Genomic DNA, 19,503 nt, shown 5'->3' with positions numbered 1-19,503 from the left:
GGTACCCAAATGCTTTTCTATCCTCTAAAATTGCCTCTTTTGGTCAATCCATCTCCCCTCTATGACAAGTCTCCGTACAAGAGATATTATTGCCTTAGGTTTCATGACATTTGCACTTTTTATTGGTGCAGGCAATATTATCTTTCCTCCGATTGTCGCTCAACAAGCGGGTGAACATGTATGGTTAGCTGCTTTAGGTTTTCTCATTACCGCAGTTGGTCTGCCTGTTATCACCATTATGGCGCTGTCACGTGTAGAAGGATCCATCCAAAATTTAAGTTCTCCTTTAGGTAAAATCGCAAGTCTGATTTTAACTGTCGTGTGTTACTTAGCGGTTGGCCCTTTATTTGCAACTCCACGTACAGCAACGGTTTCTTATGAAATCGGTTTTTCTTCTTATTTTGGTACAGAAAGTAGCAGTCTGCTCATTTACAGTGCAATTTATTTTGCCGTTGTGACTGTTGTGTCTTTATACCCAAATAAATTGCTTGATACTGTAGGTCACTTCCTTGCACCTTTAAAGATCATTTCTTTGGCTGTGTTGGGTATTGCCGCATTTGCAATTCCTGCCGGATTCATTCCACCTGCAATTGACAATTATGTGACTGCTCCTGTTTCTGAAGGTTTCGTTAATGGTTATTTAACCATGGACACTTTAGGCGCATTGGTCTTTGGTATTGTCATTATTCACGCGATTCATTCACGTGGCGTAACAGACAAGAAACTGGTGACGAAATATGCAGTAATCGCTAGTTTGATTTCTGGTGTAGGTTTAACGCTAGTTTACTTAAGCCTGTTCAAATTAGGTTTAGGCAGTCACGATGTTGCTCCAAATGCAGCAAATGGTGCAGTGATCCTGCATGCATATGTACAACATGCGTTTGGCGATATTGGCTCGCTATTCTTAACCGGAATGATTTTCCTTGCCTGTATGGTTACAGCCATTGGTCTCACCTGTGCATGTGCAGAATACTTCTCTGGACTGACTAAAATTCCTTATAAAATCTTGGTTTTTGTTTTGGTTGGCTTCTCGTTCATCATTTCAAACTTGGGTTTAACCAAACTTATTGCAGTGTCTGTACCTGTTTTAAGCGCAATTTATCCACCAGCCATTGTGGTTATTCTGCTCAGCTTCTTCTGGAAGTTTTTCAATAAACCTGCTTACGTTGTTGCGCCCGTAACCGCGATTGCATTTTTATTTGGCATATTGGATGGACTTAAAGTTGCAGGTTTCAATTTGCCTGACATCATTCAACATTTACCTTTAAATGCACAAAATTTGGCATGGCTTATTCCATCCACCATTGTGCTGATAATTGCTATTGTGATCGACAGAGTTAAAAAGTAACCGAAAGCTGAGGTCATTAAAATCAAGTTTTACCCAAACATGATTTTAAGCGTGATCAATAAAACATCGTGTTTTACCCAAACAGAGTTTTATTGTTTACATCTCTTATTGGCACAGTTTCCGGTTGTATACATTTTAATGTAAAAATATTAAGCGATGATTCATCGTTGTTTCCGCAAAATCTTCTATTTCTCCTTCTCCATACTGAATTACATACATGCTACTGGCATCAATATTGCTTTTTATATATCTCTATCTACTATTATCGAATAAAGCTTATTTACTGCATAGTTAAACCATGAACAATAGTTATTTCAGGGCCTGAAAATACATATTTTTTGTATTTTAAATAGGATTCATCTCTGGTTTTATGCATTAACATGCTTTTATTACAAAATAATGACAATAGCTATTGAAACAACATTAAATAAGCAGTACAACAATAGAGACTAATCTGACTAAAACAATTAGGTTTAAGTCAAAAACAACAGGAGGGGTGGAGATGTTATCAATACATTTCAATAAAGAAGTCTTCATTAACGCTCTAAAAGCAAATAAGAACATGGTCACCTATTTGAGTACGACTGCTGCTCTGCTCGTGACACTTATTATTCATGGTTTGATTCAAGACAATTTAAAACCTGAATACTTTTTATATGCTTTTATTGTTTCAGTTGCCTTTTATATTTGGGCTTTGGTCGATCAAAAGTATCGCCAACAGAAACAAATTAACACTACAGAATAAAAGATGGGTGACTATCACCCATCTTCAGAAAAGAAAAAACAGAAAAGAAAAACCCAAAAATTATAAATATTATTTAGTTAAATACTCTTAATCACAATCCATTCAGCCCCATTATTGCTCCCATTAACAACCCTGCTGTCGCGCCTAACTCCCCAATCACCAAAAAAATCATCGCACTGCCGAGTATCCATTTTGGCAAATGCCAACGTCCCATCTGGTGTGGCTGTTTAAACTGGTTGCTGGTATCTTTAAGCCAGCCATGTAAGACATAACTTAAAATTGAAAAACTAAAAAAGAATAGATTGATCAGCACGAAAATTAAGTTAAGCCCCTCAGCCCAGACTGAAAAAAATGCCAGTACTGCAAGAATTAAACTGGCAGGTGCATACAGTAAACTGCTTCTATGCGCGATATCGACGTAATAATGTGCTCGAGCCTGTTCAGAATGGCGTATTTGATAATATTTCCATACCCCAGTCAGCATGCCGACCCAAAGAAAAACACCGCTAAATATGATGGCCAGCGAAACAGACTGATTTAAACTTTCAATGTCCATTGATTTATATCCTTATTTTTAGAGTGCTATTCTGACTTTAAAGTCATGATTTATGCAAGTTTCTTTGTGGAACTTGGGTACAGTAGTAACAAGTTAAATTGAACGCATGTTCTAAATATGAATATTTTTGAAACATTAGAAATCAGCTGTAAAGATGGATATTCTCTCAGTGGACGTTTTTACCCAAAACAAAATTCCAGTCAAAATAATTACCCCGTTTTAATTTGCCCTGCAACGGGGATCACCCAACATTTTTATCAGGCGTTTGCAGAATGGTTGGCTACCCAAGGTTATGATGTTTTAAGCTTTGACTTCCGTGGTATTGGTCGCTCTCTACATGGTCCTGTAAGTAAGTCTGAGGCTAGTATTGTCAACTGGGGACAGCTAGATATTCCTGCGGCAATAGATACCCTGTTATGTAAGACACAATCCGAGCAAGTCATTTTACTGGGTCATAGTGCCGGCGGTCAGCTTTTAGGCATCGTGCCAAATTATCAAAAAGTTGCCAAAGTGATTGCGGTTTCTGGTTCAACTGGACATTTGAAAGGCCTAAAAGGTAAAACCAAACTGCTTGCTCCGGTCATGTTCAATGTCATTTTCCCATTAGCGCGTATTACTAAAGGTTATGGTCCAACCCAAGCCATTGGCATGGGTGAAAACCTGCCTAAAGATGTGGCCAAACAATGGGCGCAATTTTGTAGCAAACCCGGTTATGTCATGAATGCGATGGGTAAAACTGTGTTTGAAGATTATCACGCTGAAATTGATTGCCCCATCACGGTGCTTTGGTCTTCAGATGATGAAATTGCAACGTCTGCAAACGTAAAAGATCTACTGCGCTTATATCCAAAAGCACAGACAGAAATGATCGAGTTAAAGCCTAAAAGTTATGAGCATAAAGCCATTGGCCATATGCTGATGTTTAAAAAATCACATCAGAATTTATGGCCAGTAATTGCACAACAATTGGCTGTTTAAGTCAGATTTAGATGGTTATTTAAAGGCTGCTGTGTTCTAATACACTCAGTATGAGATGAGCCTCTTACAGTATATAGGCTTGACCTGTATACGCCGGCCCCTAACCATGGGGCTTTTTATTGTCTGAATGATTTAAAATGTATTAACATTTAGCCGAAAAATGCAATGATGCTTTGGATCACCACAGCATTCACAATATCAATAAAAAATGCACCACACAGCGGCACGATTAAAAAAGCTTTATGTGATGGACCATAGCTATTGGTCACCGCCTGAATATTGGCAATCGCTGTCGGTGTTGCTCCCATACCAAAGCCACAATGCCCTGCCACTAATACCGCAGCATCGTAATTTTTCCCCATGATTCTAAAGGTCACAATTGCGGTAAATAAAATCAATACCGCTGTCTGCGCCAATAAAATGGTAATGAGCGGACCTGCCAAATCGGCCAGTAACCAGAGTTGCAGTGATAGTAAAGCCATAGATAAATACAGCGATAAAGACGCATTGCCAAATACATCAATGGCACGGTCAAAGATATCAACTTTCAGCACATGCTCCAAGACGTTACGCACAATCACACCTGTGCCTAAAGCCCAGACAAAAGTGGGCAATTCAAACCATCTTCCCTGACTGAAGTCAGTCATTTGATTAGCGACAAAAATACACAGGGCAAACATACCCAAAGTTGACACGGCATTACTGGCTGTAATCAATCGGGTTTTCTTTGGATATTCAAAGGGTGCGGTGTTGATGTGCGATTCGAGCTGTTGTTCATTGGTCTCTTGCGCTACCGTTTCAGCCAGTTGGTTGCGTTTAATCAGGAACTTGGCAACCGGACCGCCCACAAGTCCACCAATAATCAAACCAAACGTAGCACTGGCCATACCAAGGACAATCGCCCCTTCGATCGCATATTGAGATTCCAGAACCTCGCCCCAGGCACCGGCGGTACCATGACCACCAGTTAAAGTGACGGAACCAACAATCAAGCCAATTAGTGGATCAAGTCCAAGTGCTGTGGCTAAACTCATGCCGACAGCATTTTGCACGACTACAAATAAAATGACACAGACCAAGAAGATCAGGAGCGATTTTCCACCTTCTTTCAGTTTCAAAAAGTCTGCACTTAAGCCAACAGAAGTAAAGAACATCAGCATCAGGATGGTTTGAATTTGTGCATCAAATGTGGCACTGATATTAAACAATTTATAGAGAATAAAAGCCGTAATCGCTGCGACTAAACCGCCGATCACTGGTTCAGGTAAGTTATAGTTTCTAAAGAAGCTAATTTTGCTAACAAGATAACGTCCGATAAAAAGAAAAAATACCGCAATTACCAAGGTGCCAAAGGCATCAATTTCAATATTCATAACACTTCCCTATTGGCTTTATTTTTATACATTTTTATTAAAGAAGTAAGAAATCTCAGCTAGAGAAATGTTGTGTAAGTTGTTGTTTTTAGTAATTCACTTTAGGTTCATCAATCTTGATTTATCAAGTTTTATTTTTATAAAAAATACTCAAATCATTTTTCATATTTGAGTAGTGCATTTGAAATCCGTTTAATGATGAATAATTAATTAGGTTTAATATCGTAAACCCAATTTTTTGCTTGTTTTTCTGTGGTAGTTTCACAAACATAGTAGCCGTGATCCCAAGCATCTGGATGAAAAATTTCACGTTTGTGATAAGTGACTTGTCTGGCATTTTCGACACAGACAAAACTATCGCCTTGGTCTTTAACTTGAGTTCCGTTGAGGAAACCGCCAATACAGAGGAATCGGGATTGTTTGGACATTTTTACAATGAATCTCAAATAGTAAGAACTTTAACGAACTAAATAGTTTATTACCACCAAAAAATTTTAGCCCTCTATTTTCTGAGGGCTAAATTAATAAATATTTATTTCGTCCTATACTTATTTTCTAATTCAGCAAAATAGGAACTAATATTAAACTCTTCCTCTTTAATCATCCCCTTAGGAATGTATCCTTTGATATCATACTCTAGAACATAATTCTGAAAATCCTCTCCCATTGGACTAGTACTGTGTATTAGCAATAAAATCTTTTCATACACATTTAACTGTGACATCAATTCCTTTTTATATATTTTCAAGTCATCTTCTAACATATACTTTTTTTGTTCATTAATTAAATCGAAACAGAATAATAAATTTGCAAAATAATGATCTAAGCGTGTTTGATGTCCACCTACTGCTGGGTAGTTTAAATACTCAGAAATTTCTTTACGATATAAGTTATTTTCTGTGATTTTTTTAATTTCTTGTTCCAAGCTAGACAATTTTATATCTTTATTTAGGGCATACTTCTCTCTTACCTTATTTTTTATTTTCCCATCTGTAAAAATATCGAATAATCGTGCTTGTTGCTTTTTGTCTAATTTACCATCATCATCTAATAAATTTTCCACAATATTAAAACTACGCTCACCAAGACCATAGTATAAAAATATATAGCTAACTTTAATAATTTCTATATTATTCAACCCAACGTTCGATAATTTAACCTTTTCTCGGATCTTGAAGAATTCTCTAAAAATTTGAAGAACTGCTTTTTCAGACACATAGTCTCCCTGTTTAAGTTTAAGATCAGAATGCTGACTAGAAATCCTTTTTTCAATTTTCATTTGGGTTAAGTTACTTTTCTGATTTTTCAGCAGATGAAACAAATGATCTTCAAATCTTTGCCTTTCTATCTTTCTTTTTTCATTATAAAACGTAATAAAAACCAAAAATACAGTGATAATAGAAATACTAAGCCCAACTGTTCCTGTCAGATAATCACCAATATATCCTAAATGCACAATATAGTTATCTGCTTGATTAGCTGTAGTGATTACATCATTTTTTAAAATATTTATATCACGGTTTGTCATAAAATCTTCATAATCAGAAGCTTTTTTTATGATGTAAAGAATATCTCTTCCAAAGTAATAATAAATTACTAAAAAACAAAAAATTATAATTAATATAATAAAAAATAAATATACTCTATCTAAATATATAGTTTTAAAAAAATTAAGTATCCCATTTTTTATTTTATAAATCATGAATAGAAACCCAATAAATAATAAAAATATTAAATAAGTCATAAAAAATAAGGGCTGATTAATCAGCCCTTATCCTATACCACTTATTGCTTAACTATCAATCAATTAAGTCAACTGAGCAGCAGCAATTTTCTTGGTATCTACATTCGCAGCAGCGTCTGTGTACTCGCCCATTTTGTCGAAGCTTAGGTATTGATAGATGTCAGCTGACATGCTGTCAATTTGAGCTGCATATTGTTGGTATTCTTCTGGAGTTGGTAATTTACCAAGTACAGCAGCAACAGATGCAAGTTCAGCAGAAGCCAAGTAAACGTTAGCGCCTTGACCTAAACGGTTCGGGAAGTTACGAGTAGAAGTCGATACACAAGTAGTGTTCGGCGCTACACGTGCTTGGTTACCCATACATAATGAACAACCTGGCATTTCAGTACGCGCGCCAGCTTTACCATAAATGTTATAGAAACCTTCTTCCATCAATTGACGTTCGTCCATACGCGTAGGTGGAGCAATCCACAAACGAGTTGAAAGTACGCCACCAGGAACTTTCTCAAGTAACTTACCAGTTGCACGGAAATGACCGATGTTCGTCATACATGAACCAACGAATACTTCGTCAATTTTCACGCCTTGAACGTCAGAAAGCAATTTAGCGTCATCTGGATCGTTCGGGCAGCAAAGAACAGGTTCTTTAATGTCAGCAAGATCGATTTCGTACACTTTAGTGTATTCAGCGTCAGCATCAGCTTTAAGAAGGCTTGGGTTAGCCAACCATTTTTCCATGTTCTCAACACGACGAGCCATTGTACGCGCATCGCCATAACCTTCAGAAATCATCCATTTCAACATTGTAATGTTTGATTTAAGGTATTCAGCAACTTTCTCTTCAGAAAGCGTGATTGAACAACCAGCAGCTGAACGTTCAGCAGAAGCATCAGAAAGTTCGAACGCTTGCTCAACAGTTAAGTCAGTTTCCATTTCTGTTAAGTCGATCTCAAGGATACGACCAGAGAAGATGTTTTTCTTACCTTTCTTCTCTACAGTCAAGTCACCCGCTTGAATCGCGTAGTAAGGAATAGCATGTACTAGGTCACGTAGAGTGATACCAGGCTGCATTTTACCTTTGAACTTAACAAGAACAGATTCAGGCATGTCTAATGGCATAACACCAGTAGCAGCAGCAAACGCTACAAGACCAGAACCCGCTGGGAATGAAATACCAATTGGGAAACGAGTATGCGAGTCACCACCAGTACCAACGGTATCTGGAAGAAGCATACGGTTTAACCAAGAGTGAATAATACCGTCACCTGGGCGTAAAGACACACCACCACGGTTCATGATGAAATCAGGAAGCGAGTGTTGCATTTGAACGTCAACTGGTTTTGGATACGCAGCTGTATGACAGAAAGATTGCATAACAAGGTCAGCAGAGAAACCTAGGCAAGCCAAGTCTTTCAATTCGTCACGAGTCATTGGACCTGTAGTATCTTGCGAACCTACAGTTGTCATGCGTGGTTCACAGTAAGTACCTGGAAGTACGCCTTGACCTTCAGGAAGACCACAAGCGCGACCAACCATTTTCTGTGCTTGAGTAAAGCCTTTGCCAGTCGCAGCAGGTTGAACTGGAGTACGGAACAAAGTAGATACAGGAAGACCTAAAGCTTCACGCGCTTTAGTGGTCAAACCACGACCAACGATTAAGTTGATACGACCACCCGCACGAACTTCGTCAAGAAGTACTGGAGTTTTAAGTTCAGCTTCAGCAATCACTGCACCGTCTTTAGACGCAGAAACTTTCGCAGCAGCATGATCAATGTTAAGAACGATTTCATCGCCCATGTTCATGTTAGCAACGTCGATCTCGATTGGTAACGCACCAGCATCTTCCATAGTGTTGAAGAAGATTGGAGCGATTTTAGAACCTAGGCAGTAACCACCGTCTTTTTTGTTCGGGATGTGAGCAATGTCGTCACCGAAGAACCAAAGTACAGAGTTAGTTGCAGATTTACGGCTTGAACCCGTACCCACAACGTCACCTACGTAAGCAACTTGGTTGCCTTTCGCAATAAGTTCTTTAATTTGGTTAAGTGGACCCACTTCACCAGGAACTTCTGGGTTGATTCCGTCACGTACGTTTTTCAACATTGCATTTGCATGCAATGGAATGTCTGGACGGCTCCAAGCGTCTTGAGCTGGAGACAAGTCATCTGTATTTGTTTCGCCAGTTACTTTGAAAACTGTCAATTTAATTTCAGATGGAACGTCTGGACGTGTAGTGAACCATTCAGCATCAGCCCAAGACTGCATAACAGCTTGTGCATTTGCGTTGCCCGCTTTTGCTTTATCTGCAACGTCATGGAACGCATCAAATACAAGAAGGGTTTTTTTCAACGCTTCAGCAGCAAGTTCTGAAAGTTCAGCGTCGTCAAGCAATGCAACTAAAGGCGCTACGTTATAACCACCAAGCATAGTACCTAGTAAGTAAACCGCACGTTCTTTAGAAATAAGTGGAGAAGTTGCTTCACCTTTTGCCAAAGCAGCCAAGAAAGCAGCTTTAACATAAGCAGCTTGGTCAACACCTGCAGGAACACGGTTTTCTAGCAAATCAACTAAAAAAGCTTCTTCACCAGCTGGGGGATTTTTTAATAGTTCAACCAAGTCAGCTGTTTGAACATCATCAAGTGGCTTCGGTGGGACTCCGAGTGCGGCACGTTCTGCAACGTGTTGGCGGTAAGCTTCTAGCACGGTGTTATTCCTCTTTTTTAAAAAATTATCTGTGAATTCCAGCTTCTATAAAGCTTCACAAATAATATGGACTGCAAAATTTTACTAAAATTCCAGTTAAAAGTTAATGCAAGTAGAGTGTTTCTTTATGATGTCCATTATTTAGTATCTAAATGATGCCCATATTGATCACTCAGTAATCACGCCCACCCCAATGTACACCTTTAATGCTGATGATAATTAACTTTTAACTGAAATTCATACATAAAAAAGGCAACTTAATGTTGCCCTCTTTTAAAAAAGAAAAACATTCAACCTTAGTGGACTGTCGTTGCATTGATATATTCACGTAAATCATCGCGACAGCCTTCAAATTTAACCTGAATTTCATCTTCATGCAGCATAGCATGCTCTGCGCTGGCAAACGAAATATGAACCTGATAAAGCTTCGTTTCTTGATCAATCATATGCTGAAGATAGACTTTATCGCCCAAACTGAGTACATAGTGACTCCCGCCCATCACCACAACACCCTGTTCATCTTCCAAGAGCAGGTCTGCATTATGTAAATAACCCACAACATCCATATAGCACCCCTTTGTTTTTTTGTCGTTATTTTCATTATTCACTATTTATATAAGCTTTTCTATATTTATGATTTACTCAAATGTCACAATTTATGCCACCCATACTTAGGCTATTTTCAACGATTTAAATAAAAGATAAATAAAAAAAACCGTTCCTTAGAACGGTTTGTAATCTGGCATTTTGTCGTGCGGAGTCACAAGACATTTTTCTATGGTTTTTTGCTTAAATTGCTTGCGACTTGCATCTGGGTCGGCATTAATTTCAGCCAATGGAAACGCATAAACCTGTTCAATAATATCCAAGATAAAGGTTTTTGTGGTTTCATCTTCAATTTTACCGGCATGCTCTAACGCAGCTGCTTTATCAATTGCATTTTGACGATCATACATAATTGTATTGGCAGCATTTCCCACGCTTGTACAATAGCCTTTCCACTGCTCTTCAGCGGTTAATGGTTTTTTTTCAGCACAACCGACCAAAGCAACCAATACCATTAAAGTGAATAACTTATTCATGAACCTTCTCCTATTGCCTCTATCATAATCAAAGTTAAAGAAAATAAGAAATAATGCGGCCTTTATATAGAGAAAATCCGAGTTTAAACTGAAAGGAAAGGCATAAAAAAAGCCTAATCTGTGTAGATTAGGCTATAAACTCTTTATTCTTTCGTTGGTAGCGGGAGCTGGATTTGAACCAACGACCTTCGGGTTATGAGCCCGACGAGCTACCAGACTGCTCCATCCCGCATCAACGAATTAGCTTTATACGCCCTAAGCCACTACAAAGCAAACTTTATTCAGTTTTAATTGAAAAATAATGCTTTTAAGCATTCATTGCCCTGTTAAAGTTCTGAATTCACCTATATAAGAACCATAAAAATATAATCAGGACTGCTTTAAGTCAGCATGTAGATATTTTTTAATGCATAAAATGTCCAATCTGGAAAAATTTAAGTCATTTTTCCAAATAATGCGGTTTAAATATTCTAAATAGAATCCGGCCATGGCTTTAACTCAAAAAAAGACCATCAGACTCAAAATATAAATTATTGATTTAATAAAAATAATTATTTACTTACAACTCTAGAGTATAAAAAGCCTCAATAATTGAATATTAGCTTGCACATTCTTAAATATACCTGTATTCTTTATCTCAACTAGAAAAATAGTTTGTTCTGGTAAATCTTTTTGTATTTCGCAGTTTTAGTCATAATCCTTCGTTTTTTCAGATTTAAAGTTCCATTCATATTTTCAAGTTAACATCCGGTTTTTAAGTAAACCAAAAAATATTAAAGTTTATAGGATTGTATTATGTCTAATACTGTTAAAGGTACTGTTAAGTGGTTCAACGAAACTAAAGGTTTCGGTTTTATTCAACAAGAAAACGGTCCTGACGTTTTTGCTCATTTCAGCGAAATCGCTAACTCTGGTTTCAAAACTTTGGCTGAAGGCCAACAAGTTGAATTCAGCATCACTCAAGGTCAAAAAGGCCCGAATGCTGTAAACATCGTAGCACTATAATTCTAAAATTATTCTTACATCAGTAAGATAGTTTAAGAGTAAAAAGCGAGAGTTCACTCTCGCTTTTGCACATCTGGGCTTTATAAAAACTTAAATTATTCTTTCGGAGCCTTATTTAATAATTGATCGACTAGCTCATTGATTTTAGTCTCGGTGCTTCTCCATTTATTCAGAGCCAACCCGCCATTTCCTTTTAATCTAAAGGATGCTTCTGATACCTGACGACCATTTTGTATTAAATTAAATTGCGCAGACACCATATAAGGAACCACATCCCAAGATCTTAGCGCTGTATAATTTAGTGTAGTTTGACAGAAACTTAAATTATCTGTTTCTTGATGTGTTTCAGCCAGGATGTTATATCTAGCAAAACTTTTTTCTACTAATTTGTCAAAATCCTTAATTATGACTTTCGGATTATGAATAATACACACCTGTTTAATTGAATCTGGATTAAATCCAGTCGTATTGTTGACTTGAATAGCAGTATACCCCGCCAATCCAAATCCCAGTATCCCCGCAATAAGTATTTTTTTCACTACTTTTCCATTGTTATAAAGTAATAACAATCTAAAAAAAACAATGTCTTCTGTCATATAAAAAACCGCCCGAAGGCGGTATTAAATGATGCAAGAAAATCTTAGGGATATCAGTTTTAGAACCGCCAGTTGTAAAATAAATCCACAGCCCGCTCCAAGGATTGGCTGGCTTCTAGATACAAGCGTTTGTTCATTTGATAACGTAAGGTCAATTTATTCACAGGCGTGAATACCCCCACACCATAACGAATAAACAGATCAGGCGTAATATAACCAGTCACACTGACCTGGGTATCATCACCTGTTCCCTGAGCATCCAGTGCTAAGCCAGTTAAGCCAAAAGTACGTCCAATCTGATTGGTCAAGGCACGTGTACCACCCAAGCCCATACTGATGCCTGCCGCAGCAATGGTATTATTAACATCGGACTTAAAGCCTTCTGTTTGACTAATGCCACTGGTGCCTTCATTAATACGACCAGTGAGTATGGCATTTAACGCTTCCTGTTCAGACAAACCGGCATCGTTATAAACCTGAATATTTGGACTGGTTGCTGTTCCGGTAACCCGCACACCCACTGTGCTACCTTGAACACTCTTATTGGCGTCAATATCCAAAGTTGGGTTATATAAAGGTCCATTGAAACGGGCAATTGCACGGTTCAAGTCCAGACTTTGTCCATAGGCTTCAATTTTTACCTTTTGACTCACACCAATTGCACCATTGGCACGCATTGCTGTTTCAAGTCCGCGTTGTGATAAATATAGACGCCCAAGCATTGGAATGCGGCTATCAAAACCTTGGAAAATCACTTGATTGCCTAAATTAACCATAACATCTGCACGAATATCCCATGGTCGAGCCGCTCTCAATATTGCAAGCTGATCTTGCCCTTCATGAACAATACGTACATCCGACGATACATTGATCACCGGTGCCGAAGCTTCAGGCATAGAAATTAAGGCACGTGGTACTTCAACCTTGCCATTTAAGGTTAATTTTTTCTGGAATGGCAAAACATCCAAAGTTAAATCTGGTGTAACCACTGCGGTAATCAGTGGCGCTTGGCGAATCAGCAGGTTTTCACCTTTTAAATGCAATTGAATACGTGGATCATTTTTCCAGTCCACATTACCCGTTAATGCACCTACGCCTCGACCACTATTAAATGCCCCATTAATGCTAGCATGATCTTGTCGAATAGATGAATAAACCTGAATATTGCTCAAGTTTACAGGCAATGAAATCATGCTGATGGCGCCATCTTTTAGGCGCATTTCACCATTAAACAATGGCTGAGTCAGCGTTCCTGCGATTTTGCCTGCAAAAGACAGGGTCCCAGCGAGTGAGCGAACATCTTGAATAAAGGGTTTAAAGACTTTAAGTTGCACCTGGTCAAAGGCAACTTCACCGCGCATAGGCTTGTTGGCTTTATAAGGATCAATAATGACATTGGCATAACCGGTACCAATTTCAGGAGTTTTCACATCTAAACGAACCTGCAAACCTTCGGCTACACTTTTCGCAATTAAACCAATTTCGTTATATCTTAATGTAGAACCCACATCCTGTGGATCTTCAGCTGCCAGACCAATCACACCATTGCGTGTGACCAGTCTTGCATCAATTTTCGGTTTAGCCCCTTGAGCCCATGCAGCTTTTGCGTAACCATTGACTTTACCGGTAATGGCCAAACCTTCCGGCATAAAGGCTGCAAAATCATTTAAATCGACATTTTGGGTAACGAAAGACACATTACCTTTGGTTTTGCTGACACGAATCGGTTGATCGAAACACAATTGACTTTGCTGACTGGACCAGCAATGTGCACCGACAAATAGTTCAGATTTTGCAGTATTGTAAATGACCGAGGCATTTTGACGTTGCACCAATCGGGCACGTAAAGAGTCAAAATCACCTTTCTGGATTTGCCCCAGCCAATCATTCTGTGCATTAAAGCCACCGGCCAACTGCACATAAAATTTGGAAATTCTGTTTTCTGCCTGAACTTTCAATATGTGGGCCTTACGTGTCCCTGCCAGTGAAATTTCACCTTGCTGAATCTCACGCGTACCACTACGCAAACTTTCCATTTTCGCAGTCAGAAGTGTCGGAGTTAATTCTGAAGTCGGTAGCTGACCCTGTACCCGTAATTTTTTAATGCTGAATACATTGTTAAAACCAAAATCATCAACCGCCAGATTTGCAGTGGCTTGTACACGTGGTTGCGATTGCACATTTAAATAGCCGTAGGCACGGCCCTTGAGTCCAGCATAAATTTCATACAAGGCAGGTGCATTAATTTTTAATCTTAAGTTTTGTGCATTCCCCGTCGCTTGAAGCTGGTTTTTTGCATAGGACAGATACAAATTATTGGCTTCAAATTGTTTCGGCAAGAAACCTTTTTGATTTGAATCGATGACCATCGCCAAATTCCCTGTTCCGCGAACAGGTTTGTTATTGATGATACCGGCTAAATTTAATTTTTCGATATTAATGCGTTTTAAGCGGTCTGACCAAACCCCTTCAGTTTTCACATTACCCGATAATTCACCACGTACAGACGACACAAAATAATGCGGCTTAAATCGGACCAGGGAAGCATTTACATTCCAGCCAATGCCATTTTTCAGATTGACCAAACCACTGGCAAAAATTTTCCCTGCAATGCCTGAATGCTGTAATTCAGCAATTTTAATCAATTCAGGTGTACCTGAAACTTTAAATTTGAGTAAACCTTCACTTGCCTGAATATGACTTGCATTCAATGCACCATCATAATTCACCGCAAAACTTTTAAAGCCACCGCCTGACTTTTCATTATGGAAAATCAGGGCAACGGTACTGCGCCCGGTTAAACGGACAGTTTCATTGCTATTTTGCTGTGCCAGACGACCGGTTAAGTTAATGCCATTTAACTGAATAATTTGCTGATTCGGCTTGGCAAAACCATTGGCTTTGATCTGTCCATTCAACAAGTTTACGGGTGCAGCATCCACTACAGTTTGTGGATTAAAATCTTTGGCATTTAGGATGGCATTCCATTTTAATTGGCGCTTTTCAGTCGGCAAGTCGACTTTCCCGCTTCCGCTTAAGCTGCCTTTACCTGCCACATAGCTAAAACTCGGCACATTTAAATTATTATTCTTAAGGTTGAGTTTCGCCTTATAGAACCCTTCTGGCAATACTCCCTGATCATTTTTAGTCACAGCAGTTGCGACATAAATATCTTGACTGCCTTCCACCAAGGCTAATTTGACATCACCCGATTTACTGCTGAGCCAACCTACATAAGGTACGGCGCGGTCAATATTCTGCCACGCAACATCAAGTAGCATCGGATTGGGCTTTTTGCCTTTTTGCTCGGCTTGATCGAGTTTGAGATTCCAGGTTTCATACCGGTCAAAATCGACCATTGCGGTCAAGTGCAGACCTTTGTCCAAACTGCCTTTAGACGCGATTTTACCATCCAGACTTGGCGGCAGAAAATCCTGGATGACTTGTGGAATAAGCTTGTCTTTAGGGTTAATTTTGTCCAGACGACCATTCACATCCCAAGTCACCTGATCTTTCCAGCTCACCACACCTGCAACATTCACGGCGCCATTCATGAGCTGGCCATTTAAATTGCTAATATCCAACTGATTGACCAGATCGGTATGCATGCTACCGTTATATTGACCTTGTGGAATATTTTTACCACTTAAATCGGTCGCAACATCGATATTTAGGCGTTCAATATCACCATTAAATTTCGCCACACCATCTTTACTAAACAGCTTTTGTTCGGTCATTAATGGCCAGTGATATTGCTTGAACTGCAGCTCACCAAACATAGGCACATGTTTACGTACTGGATGGAGCACCACCCAACCAGTTAACAGATCAGGTGTATTGGTTGCCACACCGGCTTGGATCGTATCCAGAGTACCTCGAGCCACCACTTTAATATTATGAATATTCAGGCTTTTATTTAATGAGGGTATATTCAGATCACCCACAGCATTTAAAGGATACTTTCCTTCGAACTTCATGTTTCCTGTGGCATTTTTTACCGAAAGATAGCCCATATCCATACGGGAATCTTCAAACTTAAGCTCTGTCCCTGACCAGAGTGAATTATTCAGATGAACATCGCTAAATTTCACACTGCTGGTTGCAGTTTTAATCAGTAGATGATCAATATCCGCCGTATCTAAGCGTAGAACAAAAGGTAAACGGATTTCATTGAATTTAAACGGGTCATCACTCGATGGATTCTTGGAGATAATTTGCAGATTGCGTACATCGGCCCGATTTAAATGAATTTCTTTTTTTAAGATGGCGCGCCAACCCAAAGTCACGTCGGCACGATCAATTTTGACATCAACAGGTTTTAAGGTGACCAGAATATTTTTTAAAATAATTCCGTTTAACAGATTACCGCCTTCATATTCATAATGAATAATCTGTTGGCGTTCCAATACACGATCGAGTAAGAATTTACTGCCTTTATCGGTGGTAAACATGACAGCAAAGGAAGCAATAAGTAGAACCAACACAATAAGGAGTGTGAATAAAACACTCCTCAAAATACGACGTTTTTTTGGTCGAGGGATTTCCGTCTCTGGTTGCTGTTCTACTTCAGCCATAATGCTCTCTAAAACCTAAAATTTATAATTGTGAACCAATAAAGAAATGGATACGGATCGGATGATCATCATCAGAAATACCTGAAGCTACATCAACACGAATTGGACCAATTGGCGATGCCCAACGAACCCCCAAACCAACACTATATGCAGTTGGCGTATTAAAATCTTTGTCGTACGCATTCCCCACATCACTAAATACAGCTGCACGCCAGCCTTCTTTAAATTGATAGTTATATTCCAAGGAGCCCACAGCCAACGCTTGGCCACCAAGTTTAAATCCATTTTCTTCTGGCGATAAACTCTTATAGTCAAAACCGCGAACAGTTTGGTCACCGCCAGTAAAATAACGCAGGTTATAAGGAACTTTGGTAAAATCTTCTGTAAAGATATAACCTACATCACCACGTCCCACAAACTGATGGTTATCATTTTCACCTAATGAATAAATAAAACGCCAACCGGCATTTACAATGGCCATATCGGCATCAGACAATAAACTTTCGCTGCCAAGTTCCACTTTATAAGTCTGTTTAAAACCTTTGCCCGGGTTAACACGTTTATCACTGGTGGTACGCGCAACCTCATAACCGAATAATAAGGATTGTTGCTGCTCATTGGTGTTTGCTAAAAATGCATCAGGAATTTCTTCAGCATCGAGTATACCGTCTTGTGTAATACGATCTAAACGATAACGCATGCCAAAAGTATGTTGCCAGCTTCCGCGTGGTCTTTTAATAATTCGATCCACACCTGCAACTGCAGATTCAATCATTAATCCATTGCCTTGTGCAACATCATCCCGTTCTTCACGCTCATAACCGCCCACCAGACTAATATAGTCATTGAGTGGATGGTGATAAGGAATGTTATAGCGACCGTCAATTGACTGGCGGATTTTAGATAATTCCAAGTTGGCATCAAAGGAATGTCCACGACGGTTTACAATGGCACGGCGATATTGACCACGGACACGTGCACCGGTATCGCTACCATAACCGGCACCGACTTCTGCGGTATTTAAACGGTCGGCATTTAACGTGACAATCACCGGGATTTTCTTTTCTTCACGTGCTTGCGCTTTTAAACGTTCTTCTTCAGATTGTTTGGTTTCCTGTTCTACACGCATTTGACGCAGATTTTGATCACCTTCTGCATCTGTTTTACCTGCAAATTGTGTTTCATCTACAACTGACTGAGTGACTTCTTTTGCAGAAGCAACCTGCTTTTTGTCCTGCACGCTCGCTTCATTTTCCGATAGTTTTTGCTGATCTACCAAAGCCTGGATATCAGGTGGAAGTTCCAGCGGTTTTTCAATCGGATCCGGTCGTACAGCATCCACCAAAGTGTAATTAAAATAACGCGAGTTGGTTAAGTTGTTGGCTAAATTATTGACACGCCAGAAGGTGTAATCCGAACCGTCTTCCCATGACACCATACTTTGCAAGACATCCATATCTATTGGGAATGGTTTCGATGGATCACTCATACGAAATTCAACAGGGCCTAGTTTGTAGCGGTCACCTGTTTCAAAACGCAAATTTACATCGGCAGTATTTTGCGGCTGGGCCACTTTGACATCATGTAAACGCCAGTATGAATCAAAGTAGCCGTTATTGGTCGCTGCATCATTAATTCGTGTTTTGGTTTGTTCATATAAACCATGATTGAAAATGTCGCCGACATCTTGATCGGGTAGCACACTAATGACCTGGAACTGCGCTTGCTGTTGACCTGCGCCACTCAACTCAATATTTTGCTCTTTAATCTGCACCGGTGCATTCGGCGTTACTCTGACGCGAACACGGTTTTCGCTGAGTTTTTCAAATTTAAATTCAGCATTATAAAAGCCAACTGCCTGCGCAGCCTGATTCGACATTGTTCTTAATTGCGGCAGTGCCGAAGGAAAATCACTAAAGGATTCCTGGGTAAAACTGGAAAGCTTGCCTTTAATGTTAGTTTCAAGATTCTCTAGCGCCTGAGCATAGGCCTTGCTTGAAACCTCACTGCTATTTTGGGCTGAGGCAAACACGACATCCGCACTAATACGCGGAACTTTCACAGCATTTATTTGACGTGAAGGTCGTATTTTATAAAGCCAGCGCTTAAAGAAGTTTGGTTCTTCAACTTCGTCCGCCGGCCTGATTTCAGGTAAAGTTCTAGCAGCCTCATTGGCTTCAACCACAATTTTGCTATCGTTTTGAATGCTCGACATCAATTGATCGACATTTACAGGCGCCTGATTAATTTCAACCAGTTCTTGCTGGGTTGCGTCAGAAACCACGACTTCTGTGACCTGTCCTGCACGGTAGAGTTGTGCTTGATTTTTCGCATTTTCAGCCTCACGAAAAATTTCGTCTGCCATTGCCTGACTGACTGGCTCAATCGGCAGTTCTTCTAAATCTTCAAATTCAATCGGCTTAAATTCTGCTAGAGTCTGCCCCGCCTGTTCTTGTTGTCGCAGCATTTGCAAACTATCAGGTTCAGCTTGTTTTTCTTGAAAGTTCTCAATTTTTTCTAGTTCTTCGGGACTGTCCATGCCTTGCTTAACAGCTTCACTCTTGAGTTGTTGTTCAAATTCTGTTTGAGTGACCGTTGGATCAGGCTGTGCAACTTGTGCAAAACCTTGCTGTGCAAGTAACATTAAAAAGAGACTTAAACAAAATCGTTTATGTTGATTATCCCACTGTATGAAGGAACTGACACTTAGTGTAAGAGTCGACTTTTTAAAATTCAGTTTTGAAAGCATAAACAACTCTAAACTAATATAATATTTGTAATGGAAATGCCCAATATTCG

At 39.3% G+C, this 19,503-nt stretch carries 14 protein-coding genes and 1 tRNA gene; 4 read left to right on the top strand and 11 right to left on the bottom strand.

The genetic code is table 11. The features are described from left to right. The first annotated feature begins 61 nt into the window (after positions 1 to 61). Both brnQ and ACU0NF_RS00990 read left to right on the top strand, forming a co-directional pair. A complete protein-coding gene (gene brnQ, locus ACU0NF_RS00995; protein ID WP_445659840.1) occupies positions 62 to 1,348 on the top strand; it encodes a branched-chain amino acid transport system II carrier protein in 1,287 nt (428 codons plus the stop codon). Between the two features lie 502 nt (positions 1,349 to 1,850). Then, on the top strand, positions 1,851 to 2,093 hold the full coding sequence (locus tag ACU0NF_RS00990) for a hypothetical protein (protein ID WP_171535857.1): 243 nt from the start codon (positions 1,851 to 1,853) through the stop codon (positions 2,091 to 2,093). Positions 2,094 to 2,184: 91 nt separating this feature from the next. Here the strand turns inward: ACU0NF_RS00990 and ACU0NF_RS00985 are convergent, their stop codons facing one another. Next, complete coding sequence (locus ACU0NF_RS00985; protein ID WP_445659839.1) at positions 2,185 to 2,649, bottom strand: hypothetical protein; 465 nt, start codon at positions 2,647 to 2,649, stop codon at positions 2,185 to 2,187. 117 nt (positions 2,650 to 2,766) lie between these two features. On the opposite strand from ACU0NF_RS00985, the gene ACU0NF_RS00980 reads away from it, so the two are divergent. Then, the gene (locus ACU0NF_RS00980; protein ID WP_445659838.1) at positions 2,767 to 3,627 is read left to right on the top strand and encodes an alpha/beta hydrolase family protein; all 861 of its coding nucleotides are present in this window, start codon (positions 2,767 to 2,769) and stop codon (positions 3,625 to 3,627) included. A gap of 149 nt (positions 3,628 to 3,776) precedes the next feature. On the opposite strand, the gene gltS is transcribed toward ACU0NF_RS00980, so the two are convergent. The 7 genes from gltS to ACU0NF_RS00945 all read right to left on the bottom strand — a co-directional run bounded on the left by gltS (position 3,777) and on the right by ACU0NF_RS00945 (position 10,761). Then, the gene (gene gltS, locus ACU0NF_RS00975) at positions 3,777 to 5,000 is read right to left on the bottom strand and encodes a sodium/glutamate symporter (protein ID WP_445659837.1); all 1,224 of its coding nucleotides are present in this window, start codon (positions 4,998 to 5,000) and stop codon (positions 3,777 to 3,779) included. 206 nt (positions 5,001 to 5,206) lie between these two features. After that, positions 5,207 to 5,428, bottom strand: coding sequence for a hypothetical protein (locus tag ACU0NF_RS00970; RefSeq protein WP_445659836.1), 222 nt, complete (start codon positions 5,426 to 5,428; stop codon positions 5,207 to 5,209). A 104-nt stretch (positions 5,429 to 5,532) separates the two neighbouring features. After that, entirely contained in the window at positions 5,533 to 6,702 is a 1,170-nt protein-coding gene (locus ACU0NF_RS00965) for a putative phage abortive infection protein (RefSeq protein WP_445659835.1), read from the bottom strand. A 105-nt stretch (positions 6,703 to 6,807) separates the two neighbouring features. Next, entirely contained in the window at positions 6,808 to 9,447 is a 2,640-nt protein-coding gene (locus tag ACU0NF_RS00960) for a bifunctional aconitate hydratase 2/2-methylisocitrate dehydratase (protein ID WP_445659834.1), read from the bottom strand. A 296-nt stretch (positions 9,448 to 9,743) separates the two neighbouring features. After that, positions 9,744 to 10,013 (bottom strand): hypothetical protein, encoded by a 270-nt coding sequence (locus tag ACU0NF_RS00955; RefSeq protein ID WP_131266365.1) that lies wholly within the window; start codon positions 10,011 to 10,013, stop codon positions 9,744 to 9,746. 156 nt (positions 10,014 to 10,169) lie between these two features. Beyond that, positions 10,170 to 10,529: a hypothetical protein gene (locus ACU0NF_RS00950; protein ID WP_131317711.1), complete on the bottom strand. Its 360-nt coding sequence runs from the start codon at positions 10,527 to 10,529 to the stop codon at positions 10,170 to 10,172. A 155-nt stretch (positions 10,530 to 10,684) separates the two neighbouring features. Next, positions 10,685 to 10,761: transfer RNA gene (locus tag ACU0NF_RS00945), tRNA-Met, on the bottom strand. A gap of 563 nt (positions 10,762 to 11,324) precedes the next feature. Between ACU0NF_RS00945 and ACU0NF_RS00940 the strand changes: the two genes are divergently transcribed. Next, positions 11,325 to 11,534, top strand: a complete 210-nt coding sequence (locus ACU0NF_RS00940; protein WP_053577989.1) for a cold-shock protein — start codon at positions 11,325 to 11,327, stop codon at positions 11,532 to 11,534. Between the two features lie 95 nt (positions 11,535 to 11,629). On the opposite strand, the gene ACU0NF_RS00935 is transcribed toward ACU0NF_RS00940, so the two are convergent. The 3 genes from ACU0NF_RS00935 to ACU0NF_RS00925 all read right to left on the bottom strand — a co-directional run bounded on the left by ACU0NF_RS00935 (position 11,630) and on the right by ACU0NF_RS00925 (position 19,453). Further along, on the bottom strand, positions 11,630 to 12,073 hold the full coding sequence (locus ACU0NF_RS00935; protein WP_445659876.1) for an Sbal_3080 family lipoprotein: 444 nt from the start codon (positions 12,071 to 12,073) through the stop codon (positions 11,630 to 11,632). A 116-nt stretch (positions 12,074 to 12,189) separates the two neighbouring features. Continuing rightward, positions 12,190 to 16,704, bottom strand: a complete 4,515-nt coding sequence (locus tag ACU0NF_RS00930) for a translocation/assembly module TamB domain-containing protein (protein WP_445659833.1) — start codon at positions 16,702 to 16,704, stop codon at positions 12,190 to 12,192. A 22-nt stretch (positions 16,705 to 16,726) separates the two neighbouring features. Beyond that, complete coding sequence (locus ACU0NF_RS00925; protein ID WP_445659832.1) at positions 16,727 to 19,453, bottom strand: autotransporter assembly complex protein TamA; 2,727 nt, start codon at positions 19,451 to 19,453, stop codon at positions 16,727 to 16,729. Positions 19,454 to 19,503: the final 50 nt, after the last annotated feature.

This window comes from Acinetobacter sp. F16, from assembly GCF_052712855.1.
The sequence above is the reverse complement of the archived record's forward strand: the minus strand, read 5'-3'. Positions and strand labels throughout refer to the sequence as shown.

What these genes read in the sequence shown, in the direction of transcription:
- brnQ (WP_445659840.1), top strand. Translation starts at nt 62, where the DNA reads ATGACAAGTCTCCGTACAAGAGATATTATTGCCTTAGGTTTCATGACA.
- ACU0NF_RS00990 (WP_171535857.1), top strand. Translation starts at nt 1,851, where the DNA reads ATGTTATCAATACATTTCAATAAAGAAGTCTTCATTAACGCTCTAAAA.
- ACU0NF_RS00985 (WP_445659839.1), bottom strand. Translation starts at nt 2,649, where the DNA reads ATGGACATTGAAAGTTTAAATCAGTCTGTTTCGCTGGCCATCATATTT.
- ACU0NF_RS00980 (WP_445659838.1), top strand. Translation starts at nt 2,767, where the DNA reads ATGAATATTTTTGAAACATTAGAAATCAGCTGTAAAGATGGATATTCT.
- gltS (WP_445659837.1), bottom strand. Translation starts at nt 5,000, where the DNA reads ATGAATATTGAAATTGATGCCTTTGGCACCTTGGTAATTGCGGTATTT.
- ACU0NF_RS00970 (WP_445659836.1), bottom strand. Translation starts at nt 5,428, where the DNA reads ATGTCCAAACAATCCCGATTCCTCTGTATTGGCGGTTTCCTCAACGGA.
- ACU0NF_RS00965 (WP_445659835.1), bottom strand. Translation starts at nt 6,702, where the DNA reads ATGATTTATAAAATAAAAAATGGGATACTTAATTTTTTTAAAACTATA.
- ACU0NF_RS00955 (WP_131266365.1), bottom strand. Translation starts at nt 10,013, where the DNA reads ATGGATGTTGTGGGTTATTTACATAATGCAGACCTGCTCTTGGAAGAT.
- ACU0NF_RS00950 (WP_131317711.1), bottom strand. Translation starts at nt 10,529, where the DNA reads ATGAATAAGTTATTCACTTTAATGGTATTGGTTGCTTTGGTCGGTTGT.
- ACU0NF_RS00940 (WP_053577989.1), top strand. Translation starts at nt 11,325, where the DNA reads ATGTCTAATACTGTTAAAGGTACTGTTAAGTGGTTCAACGAAACTAAA.
- ACU0NF_RS00930 (WP_445659833.1), bottom strand. Translation starts at nt 16,704, where the DNA reads ATGGCTGAAGTAGAACAGCAACCAGAGACGGAAATCCCTCGACCAAAA.
- ACU0NF_RS00925 (WP_445659832.1), bottom strand. Translation starts at nt 19,453, where the DNA reads ATGCTTTCAAAACTGAATTTTAAAAAGTCGACTCTTACACTAAGTGTC.